We start from the raw sequence: 19,893 nt of genomic DNA on the forward strand, positions 1-19,893 counted from the left end.
AGCTGGCCTCACGAGACGAAACCCCTGGTAGTCGTAGCGGCCACCCGGCCCCCACCGGTAGCGGTACGCACCCCGAAACCCCGCGGGGACGGCACCCCCCCAGCAACCGCCGCGGGCCACCCGGTCCGAGCCTCCCTCCGGCCCCCGCGGGTCTCGCGCCGGCGACTTACCGTAGTAGTCGTTGCCATACCAATCCGCGCACCACTCCCAGACGTTGCCGCTCTGGTTGTAGGTGCCATAGCTTGAGACTCCACCCGGATAGCTGGACACCGCACAGGTCGTCTCGCTGCCCTTGTTCTTGTCATGTCGGCACCGGCTGGCACCCCAGTCGTTGCCCCACGGATAGATCAAACCCTTGGGTCCCCGCGCCGCCTTCTCCCATTGCGCCTCCGTCGGCAACGCGCACCCGGCCCATGTCGCATAGGCGGTGGCGTCATCCCAGGAGATGTCCGTCACCGGATGAGCCGCCTTGCCCGCCTCACGATGCACCTGGTTGTTTGGCGCGCGATGCCCGGTCGCCTCGACGAACTTCAGGTATTGCGCATTGGTCACCGCATAGACCCCGATCCAGTAGGCCGAGACGAACACCTGGTGCTTGGGGCAGTCGGTGCCCTGCCCATCGCCAATCGTAAACTCACCCTCAGGGACATGAACCATCACCGAGCCGTCCTTGCGGTTGACGGCGATGCGGTGGGAGAGCCCTTCAAATTGGATCGCGCGCGCCAGGTCCTGGGCCTTGGGGATGGTTTTCGTCGTTACTGCCATGATTGACACCCTGTTGTTGCCCCTCTGCCCCTCTCCCCCGGCCCCTCCCCCTCGGGGGGAGGGGAGAAAAAAGTGTGGCCGGGCGGCGACGGTGGCCCCAGGGGGCTACTGGCCGCCGCCGGCCTGTCGGTTTCGGTCCCGCGGTGGCGGGACACGGGTCTGAGTGGATGGGACAGCTTCCAGTCCTCGCGCGCCCTCGCTCCCTCTCCCCTGCCCCTCCCCCTCGGGGGGAGGGGTAAGACGGATCGGGGTGAATGGCGCCCCCTCCTTCCCCCCCTCCCCGCGCGGGGGAGGGGGCCGGGGGGAGAGGCCCTTGCCTTGAAACCTGTGCTCACGAGACGAAAACCAAGGTTGTCCCTGCGGTTGCCTGGGTCGTTCCTGTTGCGGTTCGCGCCCCGAAAGTTCTCGGGGTCGTCGTTCCTCCAGCTACCGCCGCGGTTCACCCGGTTCGAGCCTCTGCTCCACTCTCCCTCGCTCCCTCTCCCCTGCCCCTCCCCCTCGGGGGGAGGGGTAAGAGGGATCGGGGTGAATCGGGCACTTCACGCCGGCCTCCCCTCTTTCTCCCCCTCCCCCTGGGGGGAGGGGGGGAAGAGTACGCGCCTACTCGAACTCCGCCTCCCCCGCGTCCTCCAGTTCCACGTCGCGGCGGTCGTTCGCCTCGACGATCTCCTTGAGTTCTGGTATCCCCTCGACAAAGACCGACTGAAAAGTGCACAGGATCGACAACAGTGCGCGGGTGCGGGCAGCGGCGGGGCCGCTCGCCTGCTGGAACCGGGCGCTGTGGCGGGCATAGTCCTCTGGGGTACCGCCGATGGGCGCGGCGAGCAGGCTGGCGTCACCAGCGCAGCCATTGACCCAGAGCACGTGATCCTCCGGGGCGCCGACCAGGGCGGCGGGATCGAGCAGCCGGGCGATGAGGCGCTCGGGCCAGTGCTCGCTCTTGGCGGCGTCGGCCAAGCGCTTGGCATCGACCAGTCCGCGCTCCTGGCCCAGATAGAGCCCGCGCGCCTTGCGGAAGGGGTCCTCCGCCGTGAGGTCGGCCTGAAGGTCGGCCGCGCTGGGCTTTTCCGAGCGCCAGTAGTCGAAGAGGTCGACCATGCCGGTGGGCAGCGTGGGACCGGGCTCGACCTTGAAGGTGCCCAGGCCGCGGTAGTCGCTCACCGCCTTGTCCACGGCGGCGCGGTGGGCCGGGTGCGCAGGTCGGCCCGGCACCGTGGCCCAGCGCTCGCACAACCCCAGCACGTCCAGCAGTCGCAGTTGGCGGGTCTGCTCGAAGAGGCCGTCCTCGTCGCCGACCAGTTTGAGGTTTTCCACCCCCTGGGTCTGGTCCACCGCACCGCTCGTCAGGGCGCGGCGGTACGCCCCTTTGATCGCACGGTCCGGACTGGCGGCGACGGTCTTGGCCAGACGCGCGCGGAACGGCTCGGGGGCCATGGCGAAGGCCTGGACCAACAGCGTGCCGTCCTGGTCTTTCAGTGCGGCATACCGCTCCAGCCGACCGGTGACCAGGGCATGCAGGGCCTCCAGCGCGGGGCTGGCGGATTGGCGCCCCTGCCGGGCGATCAAGGCTTCGAGGTCCGCCGACTGGGAACGCACCCAGGCGGCATAGATGGCGTCGTTGCCGGCCTCGTCGTCCACCGGCAGAACGCGCGCGAAGGCGGCAACCGCCTGCACGATCTCTTTCGCCGTGTCCTCGTTGGCGAGGACCAGCAAGTCGCGCGCTGTCTTCGTCTCCACCGCCCGCCCCGGCGGCCAGCCGAGCGTGGTCAGCACACCGGCCAGGGCGGGGTTCGGGGCGCGGGCGAGTTCGCCCCACAAGGCCGCGATCTTCTCGGCGTCCGCGGGCGCGGCGAGCCGACCCAGGCCGCCCAGGATCGCCTTCGGGTGCGGAGGATTCCGGCCAAGGGCCTCAGCGAGGACCAGCACCCCGGCCGGATCAGGCAACTTCAACAAATACTTGATGGCCGCGCGGCGCCGCATGCCGCCGAGCATGAACCGCTCATCAAACAGCCCTTTACGTGCCTCGTCCAACGTCATCGCCTGCCCTCCAACTGTCAGCCGCGCCGTCTCTTTTGGGTAGTATAGAGCACTATAGAGCAATATCAAGCTTCTTGGAGTATTTCGAAGTAACGCATCTGCTACCCAAGTCCTGGTGCCAGGCGATCGTCAGGCGGCGCCTGCCGGACCTGAGTATCCGCCCATTGATCATGGACGGAAATACCCCTGGCGCTACAGGCGTTTCTGACTGTTGGCCAGCACGAGCCCCAAGAGTACGGCAACAACGCCCACCCCGACCGGCACGCCCGCGGCGGGTAACGGGATCGGCGCCACCAACAGCATCGGCGTCCCGATCAGCATCCACAGCAGCGCCCGCACCGCCCAGAAATGGATCAACGGACTGGCATAGGAAAAGCCGTGCTGCCGGATACGCCGCCGCAACAAGGCATCGTACGCGGCGGCAGCGCACAGGATCAGGCTGAACGGCCACCAGAAGCGCAGGAGCGCCACGCGCTGACAGGCCTGCCCGAGCGACCACCACACCACCTGTACCCGGCCCGCGAGCCAGGGCCAGACCGGGCTGTCGGCCAATTTCTCCAGCCCCGCCCCCGCCGTCTGGTGATCGGGCACCAGGAGGTGATAACTCCATGCCTCCAGTCCGGTGCGGACGAAACACGCCCGATACCACCGCACCGCGCGCTCGACGATGGCGTCGGCCTGCGCCGGTCCCACGGCGTCCACCAGGGAGGTGAGTTCCTGGGCGCTGACCTGGCGCGCCCAGTCGGTCGGTACCAACGCGGCGAACAGGATGAACTCCATGACGAAGAGCAGCAGGCCCGCGGCGAGGGTCCAGAGCCAGATGCCTTTGCCGTCGGTGCCCTCATGCGCATCGTCAAGCATCCTTGGCACCGGGCGGGTGTTCCCGACCCCGGCCGGGCGCCGGCAGGACGGCGCGGAGCCGACCGCCGAGGATACGCCGCTGGTTTGCCGTCATGGCCTGCGCCAACACCGGATGCTCGGACGCGGCCAGTGCTCCCATGAGCGCCTCGAAGAAGGCCGCAAAGCGCTCGCGATCGGGCACCCCGGCCTTCTTCGCGGCCTTATGGGCGTTGATCGCGGCCATGGCGATGGCTTGCAGGCGGATGGAGCGGGCCGCATCGCTGGAGTCACCCGCCCCGAGCCCGAGCGCGAGGCGTTCGAGTAACCCGCGGCTGTCCGGCCAGTCGATCTCGACTTGCGTCAGGGCGTCGCGCTGGGAGCGCTTCAGGGCCGCGTTCAGATCGCTTTTTCCCATCGTCTCATGGTCCAGTGGGTGCGTGATCGTCTGCGGCAATGGGGGCCGACTCCGGCGCATGGGGGTCCGCGGCAGACGCGCCGGCGACTGATGGCCCCGAGGGTCCGGCGCGTGCCCCGCTGGGTCGCTGGTCACCGCCTGGCTCCGTGGCCGGCGCAGTGACTGTTGCCTCGACCGCACCGCGCAGCGCGCCCAGGATCGGCAGCCGACCCTTGACGATCCGCCCACCCGAGAGCTTGGCGATGTACTCGAAATTCGGAAGTTGCCCGAGCCAGGCCGGGCTGAACAGCTCGACCTCCTCCTCGACCACCCGCTCGCCGGTGTTGCCGGTGTAGAGCACCGGGTTGCTGGAATCGGTGGTACTGCCCTGCGAGCGCATGATGGTGGTCACGCGGGTCTTGGGCAGGCTTTCGGCCACGTACTCCTGGGTCTCGGCATCGAGCACGCGCAAGGCCACCAGGTTGTTGATGTTGCCGAGTACCTGCCGGGCCTTCGCCTCGCTGCCGGTGCGGGCGGCGAAGTCGGCGAAGGTTTGCGCGGCGATCACCAGGCGCAGGCCGGCACCGCGGCCTTTGTTCAGCAGTTGGATGAAGGGATCGTTCACCACTTCGGCCGACTCGTCGATGAACACGTTGACCGGCCGCGGGCGCCCCTGGTGGTTGTAGCGATCCCCGGCGACCGCGGCCAGGTCGGCAATGAGGATCGAGCCGATCGCCGACCCGACCATGGCGTCTGACAGCGAGTCCAGACCGACGTAGAGCACCTCGTCCGCCGCGATGACCTCGGCCAGGTTGGTCAGCCGCCGCGAATCATCGGCCGTGCCCGCCACCGGTGACAGGAGCCCCTCCAGGTCCCCGGACGTGAGCATGTTCAGGATCGGCATCAGGCTCGCAACCATCTTGGAGAAATGGACTTGCTCGTGTTCGTAGAGCCCGAGCAGCCCGTCCAGCACGGTCGATGGATGATCGCTGCTGATCCGCTCGCGGTAGTAGCGCACCAGCGCCTTGACGCGGGCAGCGCCGTCACGGGCGCGCGCCAGGAGGGTCGCGGCTTCCGTCTCCCAGTCGGGCCGGCACGCGGTGAAGTGCCGCCGCAGCGCCCGCTCGACCAGGGCCTCGGCACCGCCTTCCAGGTAGTGGCGCAAACTGACCAGGCTCGGGCGCTCCTCGACCGCGAGCAGCCCCTGGACCACGTTGCTCAGGGCCATCTGCCCGAAGCTCTTGAACGGATCATTGCCGGTCTCCGACGGGATCAGCGCCGCTACCCGGCTCGCCAATTCGGTGGCCCGATTGAAGCTATGCAGGGGGTCGATGCGCACCGACTGAGCGGGAAAGGCCGGGTGGAAATGCACGAACCGCCCGGGGCTGCCGGCCAGCACGCAGGCCCGTTGCGCCGTGTCGCGCAGGTCGCGGTCGCCCTTGGGGTCGATGATCAGGACCGCCTCGCCACGCAACACGGCCTGGGTGACCAGCAGGTCGAAGGTGCGTGTCTTGCCGGCGCCCGTGACCCCGACGATGAGCATGTGCCCGTCGGTGTGCGACAGCGGGATGCGCAGGTCCTGATCGCGTCCCCCCAGGCCGTGCAGCCAGGTGGCACCCATGCGCTGCGGATCGCGCGGGGCGAACTGCTCGGGGCCGGCCCGCATCAGGTCCAGTGCCAGTTGTGTATGCACGGGGAGCCAGTCGAAGCCCCAGCCCAGCCATAGGTCCCCCGACCAGGACGGCAGGCGGGCCGCGAAGTCCTCCGGGGCGATGCACCCGAGGGGGTGGCCGCGCAGCCAGGCGTGGTGGCTCGCGATCCGCACGGCACCCCGGACCCAGGTCAGCGCCATGGCGAGCGCCAGCCATGCCAGCCAGTGAAAGGCCCCCGTCGGCAGTCCCCACAGACCGGCGGTGACCAGCGCGACCCCGGCCACGAGGACCCACAGGATGAACGCCCGGCGTTCGTAGTTGGGGCGCCAGGGGTCGGCATAGGCCGCGCTCATGCGGCGGCGACCTGCGCGCCGCCGTCCGGGGTCATCCGGCAGCCGGGCCGGTGCATCAGCGCCAGTTTCAGCGATGGCAACTTGACTCCCGCCGCCTGCGCCGCGGCAGCGATGTCCGCGGGCGTGACCAGGATTACGGCGCCCGGCCCGGCCGCACCCGTGACCGTTGCGGCATGCGCCGCACGTACGCGGTTGATCAAGGCCGTAGCGACTGCGCTCGGGCTCTGTCCGGCCGTGGGCACAGGGGTTGAATCAGGCGAGGTCAGCGTCGGCGTGGGACCGTGGGGACCGGTGAGGGCCGACGACGGCTCCGTCGTGCCTGGGGCTGCCTCAACCCGCGTCCGGGGCGTACAGCGGTCCAGGGCGCCGGCCGGCAGCAAGGCCGCGAAGTAGCCGCTGGCTTCGACGGTGAGGGCGACCCCACGGACCGCGTCGATCGTGCGCAGGCGCAGGTAGGGCTTCAGGATGTCGACCGCGACCAGCGCGTCGTCCCACAGGGCGGCGATCTGCGCCTCCAGGGCGGGACCCTGTCCCTCCAGGCCCTCGGGCACCCGCACCCACAGCGGGTTGCCGGGTTGGTCCGGGCAATACAGCACGGTCGCGGGGCTGCGCTCGCCGGTGCGGATGGCCGCGGCCAGGGCCAGCAGCAGACGGGCACCCGCGCCGGGGCGCCGCGCCTGGAACCACGCCTCGGCCACCGTGCGGGGATCGGCGGGCGCTGGGGTGGGCTCGGCTGGGGTGGATGGCGCCACCGGCACCGGCGGTTGCTGTCGCAAGCGCGCCGCGGCCTGCTCGATGGGGGAGGGCGCCCGTCCGGTGGTGCCCGGCGTCGCCGGAACCTCCGGGAGCTGTCTCTGGTCGGCGACGGACGGCGGCGGGGCGTCCAGCCGGTCCACCGCGTCCACCTCGCCTCCCGCGTCGCCCTCCTCCCATTCCAGGCCCAGGCGCGCGGCTTCGTCCCGGCGGGCGGCGGCGTCGGCATCCACGGTGCTGTCCACCAGGACGGGACGCGCCACTGCGGCCCGCACCACCGCATCACCCGCCAGGCCGACCGGGGCCGGCGCTGGCCCGGACAACACATGGTGCGGCGAGGTCAGGCGCAACAGGGTCAGGGTGACCGGCTTGCCGTCACGCGCCAGGGGCGCCGGGGCCAGGCGCCAGTACCGGCGCACACCATCCCCTTCACTCGGGGGTAGCGCATAGCCGCGCTCGATCAGCAGGTCCGCCAGGGTGTCCGGGTGCCGCGGGATCCCCGGCACGCGATCGGCGGCGAGCAGGGTGACGACTTCATCGCCGCCCTGGGGCCAGACCACGTAGAGGCTGTCGCCCAGCATCCATAGGCGCGCCCCCGGGGTATTGATCCCCCAGGTGCCGGCACGCACCAGCCGGGCCATGGCGTCGAGCAGGTAGCGCTCGATGGGCACCCCCAGCGCGGTCGCCTGGGGGTCGATGCGGTTGGTCTTCAGATCCCGCTCGACCGACGCGCGGTCGGCGTCGCTCACCAGTTGGGTCAGCGTTGCCTGCGCGTTCGCCCCAGCCACCGCGTCGATCATGGCGTTGCCGATCTCGGGGTCCGCCGCGAACAGCATCGCGAATACATCCGGCCCCAGGACGCGCTCGACGGCGACCATCCCCACCGACTGATGCCGGTTGTGGCGCCGCTCGCGCCAGTGCAGGAAGTAGCTGTCAAGACCCTGCCGGGCGGCCCAGTCCGCAATGGTCTCGTGCATCGGCGACCAGGTCAGGGTGCCGTCGCGATTGGTCACCGACAGGTCGGAGATGGGCTTGCCGATATCGTGGCACAGACCCGCCAGCGCCGCCGCCAGACGCCATAAGGGCTCATGCACGCGCCGCACGGCCGGCTCCCGGTCCATGGCGAACACCTTCCCGGCACTTGCCTGACCCGCCCAGAAGGCGACCTCCAGGCTGTGATGCAGCAACCCGCCGGCGCCGCGGTGATGGTGCGCTTCGGACGCCGGCAGGAGGTGGACGAAAGCGGCGAAGCGGTCGACGACCGGGCGCACTTGCGTCTGGAAGAAGGCGGGCGTACAGCCAATCCCGTAGCGAAGCTGGTCCACCAGGTCGGCCTGGGTCGCCAGCAGGTGCGCCGACGCCACCACCGGGAGGCCCTGCAGGAACGGCGGATAACGGGGGATGTCCGGATGCGCGATCAGCGGTGTCACGGCCACCGGGGCCGCGGCCGGCACGGGGTGGGCGGGGCGGCGGTGCAAGAAGTCGAAGATGCTCATGGCGCCCATGATGTCAGCGGGGGCGCGACGGGCGTGAGCACCCAAGGTTCGGTTTTTCGGCGGGTATCCGGGAAGCGCGTCTAGTCGTGCCCGTGCCGACACTCATCCGGGGACGCCCGCGCCGCCAGCACCGCCCGGGTGGCACTGCGCAGTTGGACCCGCGCCTGGCTGAGCTGGCGGGCCGCGGTCCGGATACGCCCGAGCGCCACTTCCGCCTCCATGATGAGGTCGATCTGCCACGGCCGCGCCTGCGCGCGGAAGGCCGCCCGCGGATAGCGGTCGCCCGTCCCGCGCGGGATGTAGGTGGTGTGGCACCGGCGCCCCGCGCGGCCATGGGCGAAGCTGAAAGAGACCCACTCCACGGCGAAGGCGCCCGGGGTCGACTGGGGGCTGTGCTGCGCGCGCACGCGCACCCCGATCTTGCCCCACTCGCTCTTCGGATGGTCCCGCCCGACATCGGTCAGCCGCGCCTGGAAGCGCTCGATCACGGCCTGAGCGTCCTGCGCCAGCGCTCCCAGGCTCGCTTCGACCCACTGGTCGATCAGGGCGCCCGCCTCGGCCAGCCCATCCGGGAGCGCCGGCTCGTGCGCATCCCCCTCCCCCACTGCACGCGTCGCGGCCTGTACGTTGGTACGACTCATCACCTTTCCACAGTCTTATCTTTTGGAGTAGCGCCTACCGGCTAGTCACGTAGGCTTCGTCACGGCTTCGGGACGCCCCCTGGACAGGCGTGCCGAGGCCCGTATTCACCTGGCTTGTGAATAGCGCGGCGCTCGTTTCACGTCAGCGCTTTTATTCATTGTTACAGGTCGTTGCGTCGCTTCGCAAGCTCCCGTATAACCATGCAATACGCCCGCTGCGCTCATCACGTCATCGTGGAATCCGCGACACGGCGTGACACCGGGCATTGGCCGGGCACGTCCGCGCGCGTCGATGCGGACATTCACGTCTGACAGCACGTCTCTCATTCAGTGGCTTGCGGCGATTGCCCGCGACCCGCTATTCACATGATGCGCTCGCAGGTTCACTCTTCACGTCGATTCGACAGCAGCAGCCATCCGCGCTCGCGCGCCGACTCACCGGCGCTTCCCGCATTCCCCCCACAAAACCGAACTTTGGGCACTCACGGAGCCGCTCTGATCCATGGGACGCTTGGCTGCATGTTCTCGACGCGCGCTCTACTTCCTGGTCCGCGCTGATCGCCGAATCGCCGATTCCCGGCCCAGGTCCATGACCGGCAATCCTCGTGTCGACGTCTTCTCTACTATTGGAGCCCCCATGTCTGCCGCTGCCCTCGATATCGGTTACTCGAACCTCAAGGTGGCGAGCGGTCGCCCTGGCGGCCCTCCGCGGGTGGTCATCCGCCCGGCCGGCGCCGCCCCCGCCGACCGCTTGGGCGAGCGCATCCGCCAGGGTCACCCCGACGACCCGGACGCGCCCATCTTCGTGGACATCCAGGGCCGTCAGTGGGCCGCCGGGATCGAGCCGGCACGGCTTGATGGGTGGGTGCGCTCGCTCCACGCCGACTACGCGACGACGGACGCCTATCTGGCGCTGGTGCGGGCGGGTCTGGTGCTCACCGGCGAGCGCTATCTGGAGACCGTGGTGACGGGCCTGCCGGTCGGACAAGCCAACGACCCGCGGCGCAGCGCGGCCCTGCGCCAGTTGATCCAGGGTGCCCACCCGACGGGGGTCGGCGTCATTGAGGTGGCGAAGGTGCGCGTCGTCCCCCAACCCGTGGGGGCCTATCTGGACTTGGTCTGGGCGGCCACGGACCCCCGGTTGCTGGAGCGCATCGAGACCGGTGCCGTCCTGGTCCTGGATGCCGGCTTTTACTCCTTTGATTGGGCCTTGGTGGTCGCCGGCGAGTTGCGCCGATCGGCATCCGGCACCAGTCTGGAGGCCATGTCCGTGCTCCTGGAGCGGGCGGCGCGGCACCTCGCCGAGGGCTATGGCGGCAAGCCGACCCCCATCGCCCTGGAGGCGGCGGTGCGCGCCGGGCGTACGACCTGGCTGCAAGCCGGCCACACGGTGACCCTGGCGCCGGTGTTACGCGAGGCGGCCGCCGCGGTCGCCGAAGTCGCCCTCGAGGCGCTGCGCCAATCGCTGCGGCGGGAGGAGGCCAACGTGGACCTGGTGTTGCTCGCGGGCGGTGGAGGTGCACTCTACGGCACCACGGTCGGCAGCCTGTTTCCGGGGGCCACCGTGGTCGGTTCAGACGATCCGGTCGCGGCGAATGTGCGGGGATTCTTTCGCCATGTCCGCTGAGCACGGCCGGCGCATCCCCCGGTTCCAGGTCCAGATCACCAATGCCTACCCCGAGCTGGCCGACGATCTGACGCGGGTGTCGCCGCGCGCTCGCCCGGAGCGGCTGCGCGCGCTCGCGTTGGTGGGCCTGGCGGTGCTGGGCGGGACGCTGCCCACGCGCAGCGCCCCCGCCGCGGCGCCGTCGGAGCCGGCTGCCGACCCGCAGTTGGACCGGCGTTTACGGCTCCTGGACGCCATCTCCGACCATGTCTGACCCGCACAATTTATCTTTTACCGAGCTTTTTTATAGTATTCTTCGGCATATCTTGTTGCTGACGGCCGTCGGTTGCCTGGCCGCAGTGCCGCTTCCCGGTCTGGCGGGCACGCACGCTTCAGGGGCACCGGCATTGGCGGGCACCGCGTTTGAACGCGCCGCGCGGGCGCAGGGTATCCGGCCGGCGCTCCTGTACGCCCTGGCGGTGGCCCGTTCCGGCCAGGTCGATGCGCAGGGCACCGCCGCGCCCTGGCCCTGGACGGTGATCACGCGGGGACGTCCCCACTACTACCCGGACCGCGCCCAGGCCGCGCAGGCAGTCCTGACGCCGGAAGCGGGGCCACCAGAGAACACCATGGACGTCGGTATGACGGGGATCAACATCGCGCACCTGACGGATCGCGTCGACGCGGCATCCGACCTGCTGGACCCCGCGACCAACCTGCGCCGGGCCGCCGAGATCCTCGCCGCGGGGCTGCGCACGACGCCGCACGACCCGGCGTTGGCGATCGGCCGCGTGGCGTATCCCACGCAGACCACCGCGGCGCGCGCCCTGGGCCGGCAGGTCCTGGCCATCGCGAGCGCCGTGGACAGCGCGGCGCGACCCGCGATCCGCGGCGCCGGCACGCAACCGGTGACCGCACCACGCGGCACCGCAGGAGCGGTCCCTGCCGACCAGCGGTCCGTCGTCACGCGCATCCGGTCGGCCGCCGCACGCCACGGGGTGGACCCCGCCTTTGCGCTGGCGATCGCCCAGCACGAGAGCGGTTTCCGCCAATCGGCCGTCAGCCCGAAAGGGGCGCGCGGGGTCATGCAATTGATGCCCGGCACCGCGGCGCGCTATGGCGCTGATGCGCACGATCTGGATCAGAACATTGATGCCGGGGTGCGCTATCTGCGCGATCTGGCGGAGTTGTTCGGTGGTGACGCGGCACTGGTGGCAGCCGCCTATAACGCGGGTGAGCACGCGGTCGTCAAACACGGCTGGCGCGTCCCCCCGTATCGGGAAACACAAACGTATGTGCCGCGGGTCTTGGCGGCGCGGGAGCAACTTTGGTTCCAACCCTCACCGTGAACGCACCGACCCACGCGGCGGCGATCCGGCGGCTCAACACCGCGTTCTTCCTGGCCGCGCGGGACGCGGCCCGCGAGAGCGTGCCGTTCGCGATGGCCGCCTTCGGCGTCCCCGAGGTCCTGGCCGAATGGCTGCAGACCGCCGGCCCGGAGGACGTCATGGCGCTGGCGCAGCTCCCGGTCTGTACGTTTGAAGTGCGGTTGCCCACCCGGGCGGTGGAGACCGTCTGTCTGCCGGGACGCACGCGCCCGGTGGCGACCGACTGCCCGGTCTTCGCGATGCATACGGCGCTGCTGGCCGTGGGGGGCGCCAATGGGTGCAGTTGAGCGCTACGCCGCCTTGCGGTTGGCCGTCCGCCTGGTTCGTCACGGCGTCAAACTCTCCATCGTGCATTCCGGCACCGGCGTCGCCCGCGACTACCTGCGCAACCTCCACCGCGAAATTCACGGCCGTTCGCCCCGCGGCGGCCCCCTCGTGACCAGCGTGGGCACCGTGATCAAAACCCGCCCGCAACAGGCGCATGCCTCCCTGTTCGCCGCCTGGTATCTACGCCTCGATGGACGGGGGCTCTACCAGGCCATCAATTACACCGCCTTGCTCGACGCCTTCGAGCTGTATCTGGCGCTGATCCCCGGGCACCAGCCCCCGCTGCTCGACATCAATCTGGCCTGGGCCACCGCGCGTGACCTGCGCTGCGGCCAGGCGCAGGTGCAGCACTGCCCGACCTGCGACGTGGGGTTTCTCGTCATGCGCGCGGGAATGCTTGGGTCAACCTGTCCGTTGTGCTCACTGTATGCGCGCGTATAGATGCTTCCTCGTCGCGCTTGGCCTGGTCATCGCCGGCGCGGCCAGCGCCGGACCGGAGGGGTTTTACGCGGGCAAAGCGCAGGGTTGGTTCTGGTACCGCAACGCGCTCCCGCCGCCGCTGCCCCCGGAGCCGGTCCCGCCGCCCCCGCCCTCCCCGGCTGCGGTCATCGCGCCACCCGCGGTGGCCGCGGTGCCGCCACCCGCGCCCCTGTCCGCCGCCTGGATGCGGGAGCATCTGGATCGGTATCGGGATCGCGCCATCGATGACCCGACCCCGGAGAACGTCGCGGCCTTCTTCTACTTACAGCGCGTGGTGCTCGACAAGTCCTCGACCTTCGCGACGGTGGCCGCACGCGTGGTCCAGGGCAATCCCGACCTCGACGAGATCACCCAGCGGCCCACCGCGACCTTCGGCGCCAACCTGGCGAACAAGACGGCCGGCGACGCCCGCGACGCCGTGCTCGGGCGTATCGCCCAGCGCGCGGTGGTCTGGTTCTTCTTCCGATCCGACTGCCCCTACTGCGACGCGCAGGCCCCGTTGCTTGAGCTGATGTCCCAGCGCTATGGCTTCACCGTGCTTCCCATCGCACTGGACGGCGCGCCCTTACCCAGTGGGCTTTTTCCGACGTTTCGTACGGACGCTGGCCAGAGCCGCGCCCTTGGGGTGCGCGCCACGCCCGCCCTGTTCCTGGTGCGCCCCGACCCCGCCGGCCCGCAGGTCGCGGCGGTCGCCCAGGGGCTGCTGTCCCTGGCCCAGTTGCAGGAGCGGTTCGTGACGGCCGCGGTCACGGCGGGCTGGATCACGGAAGCCGAGGGCACGCCGAACCGGGCGGTGACTACCGACGTCAGCGCCACGGCGCTCCTGCACGCGGGCGACCTGCCCGACGACCCCGCCGCCCTGGTGGCACGCCTGCGAGACTTCATCCATGACTAAAGCACGCACCCTCGCGCCGCTGGCGATCACCGCTTTACTGCAGGTCGGTATCCTGCACGCCGGCGGCCTGGCGCAGCAGTCCGACCAACTGTTCAATACCATGGTCAACGCGACGACGCCCACCGCCCATCTGGGGCAGCGCCGCGGGGTCTTCGACGGCGGGTCATTACAAGCGCGTAACCGCATCGTCTCCGAATCCCTGATGCAGGTCACCCCGCCGTCGTTCGAAGCCGGCTGCGGCGGCATCGACCTCTACGCGGGCAGCTTCAGCTTCATCAACGCCGATCAGTTCCAGGCGCTGATGCGGGCGATTGCCGCGAATGCCACCGGCTACGCCTTCCAGATGGCCCTGGCCGCCATGTCACCCCAGGCGGCCGAGATCATCTCCAAGCTCCAGGACACGGTGCAGAAGCTCAACTCCGCCTTCGCCGACTCCTGCCAACTGGCTCAGGGGCTGGTCAACGATGCCGCGTCCGCGCTCGACGGCGCCTTGACCTCGAAAACCTCACAAACCCTCGCCGCCACCGGCATCGGTGACATCTTCCAGACCCGCACGACCGCGACCGGGACCAGTCCGGCCACCCAGGCAAAGAACAACTTGACCGACGTGCAGCGGGGGGAGGCCGACTTACAAGGCAATCTCGTCTGGCAGGCGCTCAAACGCACCAGTGTCGCGGGGCGGTTCGTGGGCGGTGACGATGCGCTGCTGGAAGCGATCATGAGTGTCACCGGCTCGATCATTGTCGGACCGCCCGAGGCCGCGCCCGACGGCTACGGGGAAAGTCCGGGCATCACCCCGTTACGCGGTAATGTGCTGTCGGTGCGCGACCTGTTGTGGGGACCCGCCGCCCACGAGCGGGACGCCGCCCGCCGGACGACGCAGACCGTCCAACGCTGGGCGTGCGATGACCGGAGCGTGAATGGCTGCCTGCATCCCACGATCGTCGCGGTGACGGATCTGGTGGGTTTCGCCCAATACACCTCCCGAATCCTCTTGGGTGACCCCGCGCAGGCCGGGGCCGTCGGGCTCGTGGAGAAATTCCGCTGGGGCAACGTGGCGCTGACCGGACCGGAGAAGGCGTTCATGGAACTCGCGCCGCATGGCTTGGGTGCCATGCTCCACAACCTCGGCCAATACGACACCGGGATGGCCCGTGATTTCGCCGAGAAAGCCGCGCCGGTGATCGCCTTGGAGATGACGAAACTGCTGCTGGACGACCTGATCGGCCAGGCGGCCCAGGCGACCGCGCTCCATCAGAACCCCTATGCCAAACGTGAAGGTGTCCGTCGAGGATGTCTATTCCGGGGCGGTGCGCGTGGTCGACAACGTGCCGCTGGGACCCGCCGCGATCGGCGGACTGATGAGCGGGATCGGCTACGGCGTCACCAAGCTGTTCGAGCAGGCTTTCGCCACCCCGACGCTGACGGAGTATGGCTTCGCTGCACCCTTGCACATCCTCCAAGGGGTGCGCCGGACGACGCTGTCGATGACGGCCCTGGGGGCTGCGAACGCCCCGACTGCCGGCGCGGACATGGCGCGGACCTTCGTCAACTACCTCTCCGAGTGCACCTTGTATGGATTCAACAACGGCACCCGGTCCGCCGACGACCTCCTGCGCAATCCCAACTGGCAGACCGCGCTCGGCAGCACGCTGGTGGTGCCGACGACGGAACTGTGGATCGGCGGCACCCCGGTGACGAAGGAATGCCCAGACGCCTGGACCGATCTGTCGCACTACCTCACCACGCAGTACGTGCCGAAGCTGCAAGCCTCGGTAGCGGCGACACTGCGGATCGCCAACCCGAACGATGTGCCGGGGGCAGTGAACTCCGCACTCGACGCGCTCGCGGGGACCGGCGTCGGCGCCCAGAACTACATGGTGATGGCGACCGCGGCGGCCATGCTGCCCTACGCCCGCGCGGCCAATAAGCGCGCACTCCTCCAAGGAGCCGATGCCGCTGCCATCGAACAAGCGGCCCAGCAGCGCAACACCCAGTGGGCATCGGAAGAACGCCTGTTCTCCCGGATCGTGCGGCCGATGATGACGTTCTTTGAAGCCTTCCTGTATGCGGTGTCACCGCTGATGGTGTTCGCGATTGGGCTGGGGCCGACCGGCATCGGGATGGTGGGCAAGTACCTGTTGTTCGGGTTGTGGATTCAATTGTGGCAGCCGATCCTCGCGATCATCAACCTCTATATCATCATGGCGGTGAAGTTCAAGATGGACGCGCTCCAGGATGTGGCACTGGGCAATACCCCGCTGCCGTCAATTCTGGCGAACTGGAAGCTCGACTTCATTTTGAGCGATTATCTGGGGGTCGGCGGGATGCTCGCGGCGAGTACGCCGGCGATTTCGTTGATGTTGATCTACGGATCGGCCATCACCGCGACGCACCTCGCGGGACGGCTCCAGGGTGGGGATCACATCAACGAGAAGATCGCTTCGCCCGATGTGGCGAACCCCGCCGCGGCGCTGAACATGCAGCCGATCATGACGCATGGGCCGCTGTCGGGCACCGTGGCACCCGGCGCCGAGCAGCAAACCTGGTCGGTCAATGTCGGACAAGAAGTCCAGCGGGATCTGCGCTCCAGTCAGCAGGACATGCAGCGGTCAAGCAGCGGGTTCGCGTCGGCGCTCAGTCGCGCGGCCAGTGCCACCGCGTCCACCAGTGGCGAAAGCTTTGATGCGCATGCCAGCACCTGGATGAAGGATGGGGGCAAGAGCCAGACCGATTCGGTGCTGGTGGCAACGGCGGAAGGACTGACCAAACAGTACAGTGAGAGCGGGATGTCGAGCGCGCAGATGGGGGCGATTATTGCGGGTTCGCTCGGGGGAGCGAAGGGAAAGGCGAACATCGCGGCCAAGTTGAGCAGTCAGTACGGCGTCGATAGCGAACTCGCGAACAAGATGGCGTCGGATATCTCGGAAAGAGTGACAACTGATCAGTCGCTGCAGACGCGGATTGCCGAGGGTCTCAAGGTCGACTCGCAGACGGGCGAGCGCAACGTTTTCACGGCGGGGCTGGATCATCGGGAATCATCGCAACTCACGCAATCAGCGGAGGAGGTCCAGTCCGCATCGCGCAGTCTCGAGCGGGCGGAATCGCAGTCCGAGCGGTTCGGCACCCTGGGCGCGTTCAATGGCATTGCGGCGGGTGCCGCATTGGCGCGACCGGAACACCAGGCGCTCAATGAAACCTTGGATCGGACGATTTCGAGCTACAACCTCGACGGCGATCGCGATGCCGCGGCGCAACGGCTCTTGGTCGGTGGTGTCACCGCCGATCCGGACCAGGCGCGGGCGATCGCCGGGATGGGACTGCTGCTTGGTCACACCGACGGTCAGCGGGCCAGCGGCATGACGCCGGGCGAGCGGGCGGGCGCGAAGGCGGCCGGCATGGAGATCCTGGCCAGCGAATTCAATTTTCAAGCACCCCAAGGAATCTCACCCAGCCGCAACGCCGACCTGACCGGCGCGGCGCCCGGCTTCGGCGACACCCAATCCCAGGTCGTGGGCGCCGGACTGCGGGATATCCGGCCAGAGACGGCCAGCCTACCGGGCCAGGTGTCGGCGCATGGCGATGCCACCCGCGATGCCTGGAACCCGGGGGCCGTCGATCGCTTTGCGCAGGGCGCCCGCCACGCGGTGGCTACTTCCGCAGGTCAGGCGCAAGGCGCCTTGCGATCGGAGAAGCAGTCCAGACTTGGCGCGCTCATCGAGCAACACGCGGCGCTCCCGCGCACCGCCGCTCAGGTGGCCCAGAACGAGGCCGGCGGACTGCTCGCCCAGGCGGCGGAGACGGTGGCACTGATTGGGGCCGGTGCCGGCGGCGTCGCCAGCCAGACGGCGGCCGGGGCTCAGGCATTCGCCGGGGCGCTGCGGGACGGCCAAGGCATCGGTGCGGCGGTCCAGGCCGGGCGGACCGCGGCGGGGAGTGAGGCGGGTTGGACCGGCGCCCGTGACGCGATGATCGACGCGCGGATGAATCAGATTTCGTCCTACGGATTGAGCCCCGCGCAAGAGCAACTGTACCGGACGGCGACCGAATCGGTGATCGCCGGGATGCCGAGCGACGCCCACCAGGCCGCGCAACAGGCCGTGATCACGGAGTCGGGCAGCAGCCGCCGGGGCGCGCAGATCGCCGACCTCATCGAGCGCGCGGCGAGCACCAAGGACGACACGGATTTGCGGCTCATCGGGGCATTCAACGAACAGACGCAGCCGCTGGAAAAAAAAGCCCTGAGCTTGGACTGACGGGTGAGCCGCACCGTGGTCCCCTGGGTGATCAGGGACAGGGCGCGACCATCGCCCTGGATTCCCCGGTCGCCAACGCCAATCGCTATCCTGTCACGTCGGGCTTCTCCGAACAGCGTGTGAGCCCAGTCACGGGACAGGTGCGACCCCATCGCGGCGTCGACCTCGCGATGCCGCAGGGGACCCCGATCCATGCCGCTGCCGCCGGGATCGCCCGCACGGGGGTGCAGGCGCACGGCGCCGGCAACTCCATCGCGGTCGACCACGGCGGGGACGTCGGCACCCGCTACCTGCACCTGTCCCGCGTCGCGGTTCAGAAAGGACAGACGGTGCAACGCGGCGACGTCATTGGGTATTCCGGGGATACTGGCGGAAGTACCGGTCCACACCTACACTTTGAAGTCTGGCGCAACGGCGCGGCGGTCGATCCCATGCGGGATCCCCTGACACACGTCCTCGGGTCTGGACACCCGGATCACGCAGTGCCTGCCGTCACAGCAGCACCGTCGCGTCCGGCGTCCGGCGCAACCGACGGTGGTCACCATCAGGCGCCGATTGTCGCACCGGCAGCATTACGAGGCGTGTTCGCCGCGGCGGAGGCGAGACATCACCTGCCTGCGGGACTATTGACGGCCGTTGCGTCGGTCGAGAGCCACTTCAACCCCAAAGCCGTGTCCGACACGGGGGCGCAGGGCATGTTCCAGATCACGCCGGCGACCGCGGCCGATTATGGCGTCGCAAATCCCTTCGATCCGCGCGACGCGGCGGAGGGAGCGGCAAGAAAGCTGGCAACAGATTATGGCAAATTCGGCAATTGGGAGCACGCCGTGCTGGCGTACAACGCGGGGGCTCATCGAATTGATGATTATCTGGCCGGCAGAGGTCAGCCGCTGAAACAGGAGACGGTGGACTATCTGCCGAAAGTGCTCTCTGCATTTCAGCGTGTGAATCGGGGCGCGTGAAGCGCCTCCAAAATTCTCTGGCGTCTCGCCAGAACCTTGTTGGCCGTCAATGGGAGGGAAAGTCATGCGCGATTTCATCCGCCGGTTCCGCCGGGCCATTCGTACTATTCCACGGCGAGTCTGGTGGATCCTCATCACCCCCGTCGCGTTCATCGCTCTGTTCTTGATCGATGGCAAAATGGCTCTCACCGTTTTCTTCGCCGTGTTCGCATGGCTTGTCGTAGTCCAATTATACCGGGATCGACAACTCGTTCAGGCGACTGATAAAAATATCCTTGACGGCATGATAAATCCGGCCACCGGCTTGATGATGAACGGAGACATTAACATCGGCGGCAATAGTTACAGGATGCGGACATCGCGACGATTCATGAGGATGCTATAAAGCCACGCACCAGCACCTTCAATTTCCAAGCGACGCAGTCATTGTTGAACGGTCTCTTAGCGGAACACCGAGGCAACTATGATACTGAAGTTTCCTACTTTTAATTTGGTTGCCGAATAGGAAATACACAGTATGCAGCGCAAAAAAGCGTACACGAAATGATTAGTTTATTAGTGTTAGCTAATATACTTATCAGCCGCTCGACGGCCTCGCTGAGGGCGCGGAATAGCGGCCTATTGCGATGACATTTCAGTGACTTAACGGTGAATGCGGACTCTATTCAGGGTATAATCGAAGGTGCCTAATCCGTTGATTAAAAACTAAACGAGCCCGCATTCCATGTCGATCTTACCCGCTCTCGCCGTGCAGTTCCAAGCCCTCTTTCCGGCGACCGCGCATGGTGCGCGGCGCAGTCGCTGGTTCATCCTGACGCTCCAGGCGATCCTGGTCCCGATCACCGCCTCGCGCACCTCCAACTTGCTGCGGGCGATTGCCACGTTGTTTGGCGTGGTGATCGCCCAGTCGCGGTACTAGGGGTCTGACAATCATTGGAACGAAAACTTACGCTAAGGACTCCGGCCCTGCCGCGACGGCCAGATAGCGGTAGAACGTCGCTCGCGAGATCGCCAGCGTCTTGCAGATCTGCTTCACGCTGAGTGCCCG

19 protein-coding genes and 1 pseudogene are annotated in these 19,893 nt (G+C 68.2%); 11 read left to right on the forward strand and 9 right to left on the reverse strand.

Annotated elements, in window-relative coordinates; all coding sequences use genetic code 11:
- From QZY03_RS09515 to mobI, 8 genes are all read right to left on the reverse strand, one after another.
- Window positions 1-765: SUMF1/EgtB/PvdO family nonheme iron enzyme (locus tag QZY03_RS09515; RefSeq protein ID WP_295580371.1), on the reverse strand; the 765-nt coding region annotated here is incomplete at its 3' end.
- Entirely contained in the window at window positions 756-1,286 is a 531-nt protein-coding gene (locus QZY03_RS32050) for an SUMF1/EgtB/PvdO family nonheme iron enzyme (RefSeq protein WP_363169981.1), read from the reverse strand. The genes QZY03_RS09515 and QZY03_RS32050, both read right to left, overlap by 10 nt.
- Before the next feature lie 79 nt (window positions 1,287-1,365).
- Window positions 1,366-2,802, reverse strand: a complete 1,437-nt coding sequence (locus tag QZY03_RS09520) for a hypothetical protein (protein ID WP_295580373.1) — start codon at window positions 2,800-2,802, stop codon at window positions 1,366-1,368.
- Window positions 2,803-2,994: 192 nt separating this feature from the next.
- Window positions 2,995-3,663: a DUF4400 domain-containing protein gene (locus QZY03_RS09525; RefSeq protein WP_295580375.1), complete on the reverse strand. Its 669-nt coding sequence runs from the start codon at window positions 3,661-3,663 to the stop codon at window positions 2,995-2,997.
- A complete protein-coding gene (locus QZY03_RS09530; RefSeq protein ID WP_295580377.1) occupies window positions 3,656-4,057 on the reverse strand; it encodes a hypothetical protein in 402 nt (133 codons plus the stop codon). Before QZY03_RS09530 ends, QZY03_RS09525 begins: the two co-directional genes overlap by 8 nt.
- Before the next feature lie 4 nt (window positions 4,058-4,061).
- Window positions 4,062-6,041, reverse strand: a complete 1,980-nt coding sequence (gene traD, locus QZY03_RS09535) for a conjugative transfer system coupling protein TraD (protein ID WP_295580379.1) — start codon at window positions 6,039-6,041, stop codon at window positions 4,062-4,064.
- Window positions 6,038-8,290, reverse strand: coding sequence for a MobH family relaxase (gene mobH, locus QZY03_RS09540; protein WP_295580381.1), 2,253 nt, complete (start codon window positions 8,288-8,290; stop codon window positions 6,038-6,040). Before mobH ends, traD begins: the two co-directional genes overlap by 4 nt.
- Before the next feature lie 80 nt (window positions 8,291-8,370).
- A complete protein-coding gene (gene mobI / locus QZY03_RS09545; RefSeq protein WP_295580383.1) occupies window positions 8,371-8,931 on the reverse strand; it encodes a conjugative transfer protein MobI(A/C) in 561 nt (186 codons plus the stop codon).
- 637 nt (window positions 8,932-9,568) lie between these two features.
- Between mobI and QZY03_RS09550 the strand changes: the two genes are divergently transcribed.
- The 11 genes and pseudogenes from QZY03_RS09550 to QZY03_RS09600 all read left to right on the forward strand — a co-directional run bounded on the left by QZY03_RS09550 (window position 9,569) and on the right by QZY03_RS09600 (window position 19,764).
- Window positions 9,569-10,558, forward strand: a complete 990-nt coding sequence (locus QZY03_RS09550; RefSeq protein WP_295580385.1) for a ParM/StbA family protein — start codon at window positions 9,569-9,571, stop codon at window positions 10,556-10,558.
- Complete coding sequence (locus QZY03_RS09555) at window positions 10,548-10,811, forward strand: hypothetical protein (protein ID WP_295580387.1); 264 nt, start codon at window positions 10,548-10,550, stop codon at window positions 10,809-10,811. The genes QZY03_RS09550 and QZY03_RS09555 overlap by 11 nt, the downstream gene beginning before the upstream one ends.
- Window positions 10,804-11,886, forward strand: coding sequence for a lytic transglycosylase domain-containing protein (locus tag QZY03_RS09560; protein ID WP_295580389.1), 1,083 nt, complete (start codon window positions 10,804-10,806; stop codon window positions 11,884-11,886). The genes QZY03_RS09555 and QZY03_RS09560 overlap by 8 nt, the downstream gene beginning before the upstream one ends.
- Window positions 11,883-12,212: a hypothetical protein gene (locus QZY03_RS09565; RefSeq protein ID WP_295580391.1), complete on the forward strand. Its 330-nt coding sequence runs from the start codon at window positions 11,883-11,885 to the stop codon at window positions 12,210-12,212. Before QZY03_RS09560 ends, QZY03_RS09565 begins: the two co-directional genes overlap by 4 nt.
- A complete protein-coding gene (locus tag QZY03_RS09570) occupies window positions 12,199-12,693 on the forward strand; it encodes a FlhC family transcriptional regulator (protein WP_295580393.1) in 495 nt (164 codons plus the stop codon). Before QZY03_RS09565 ends, QZY03_RS09570 begins: the two co-directional genes overlap by 14 nt.
- A complete protein-coding gene (gene traF / locus QZY03_RS09575) occupies window positions 12,680-13,627 on the forward strand; it encodes a conjugal transfer protein TraF (RefSeq protein ID WP_295580395.1) in 948 nt (315 codons plus the stop codon). Before QZY03_RS09570 ends, traF begins: the two co-directional genes overlap by 14 nt.
- Window positions 13,620-14,831: pseudogene (locus QZY03_RS09580) on the forward strand (conjugal transfer protein TraH); the annotation flags it as partial. The gene traF and the pseudogene QZY03_RS09580, both read left to right, overlap by 8 nt.
- A gap of 61 nt (window positions 14,832-14,892) precedes the next feature.
- Window positions 14,893-17,883 carry a conjugal transfer protein TraG N-terminal domain-containing protein gene (locus QZY03_RS09585; RefSeq protein WP_295580397.1) on the forward strand — a complete coding sequence of 997 codons (2,991 nt, stop codon included), beginning with the start codon at window positions 14,893-14,895 and terminating at the stop codon, window positions 17,881-17,883.
- 140 nt (window positions 17,884-18,023) lie between these two features.
- Window positions 18,024-18,845 (forward strand): M23 family metallopeptidase, encoded by an 822-nt coding sequence (locus tag QZY03_RS09590; protein ID WP_295580403.1) that lies wholly within the window; start codon window positions 18,024-18,026, stop codon window positions 18,843-18,845.
- Between the two features lie 64 nt (window positions 18,846-18,909).
- The gene (locus QZY03_RS09595) at window positions 18,910-19,230 is read left to right on the forward strand and encodes a hypothetical protein (RefSeq protein WP_295580399.1); all 321 of its coding nucleotides are present in this window, start codon (window positions 18,910-18,912) and stop codon (window positions 19,228-19,230) included.
- Window positions 19,231-19,569: 339 nt separating this feature from the next.
- Complete coding sequence (locus QZY03_RS09600) at window positions 19,570-19,764, forward strand: hypothetical protein (protein ID WP_295580401.1); 195 nt, start codon at window positions 19,570-19,572, stop codon at window positions 19,762-19,764.
- Between the two features lie 27 nt (window positions 19,765-19,791).
- Here the strand turns inward: QZY03_RS09600 and QZY03_RS32055 are convergent, their stop codons facing one another.
- Window positions 19,792-19,881, reverse strand: coding sequence for a helix-turn-helix domain-containing protein (locus QZY03_RS32055; RefSeq protein WP_367268220.1), 90 nt, complete (start codon window positions 19,879-19,881; stop codon window positions 19,792-19,794).
- Window positions 19,882-19,893 lie beyond the last annotated feature (12 nt).

It is taken from the genome of uncultured Lamprocystis sp. (assembly GCF_903933125.1).
Lineage (GTDB): Bacteria > Pseudomonadota > Gammaproteobacteria > Chromatiales > Chromatiaceae > Thiodictyon.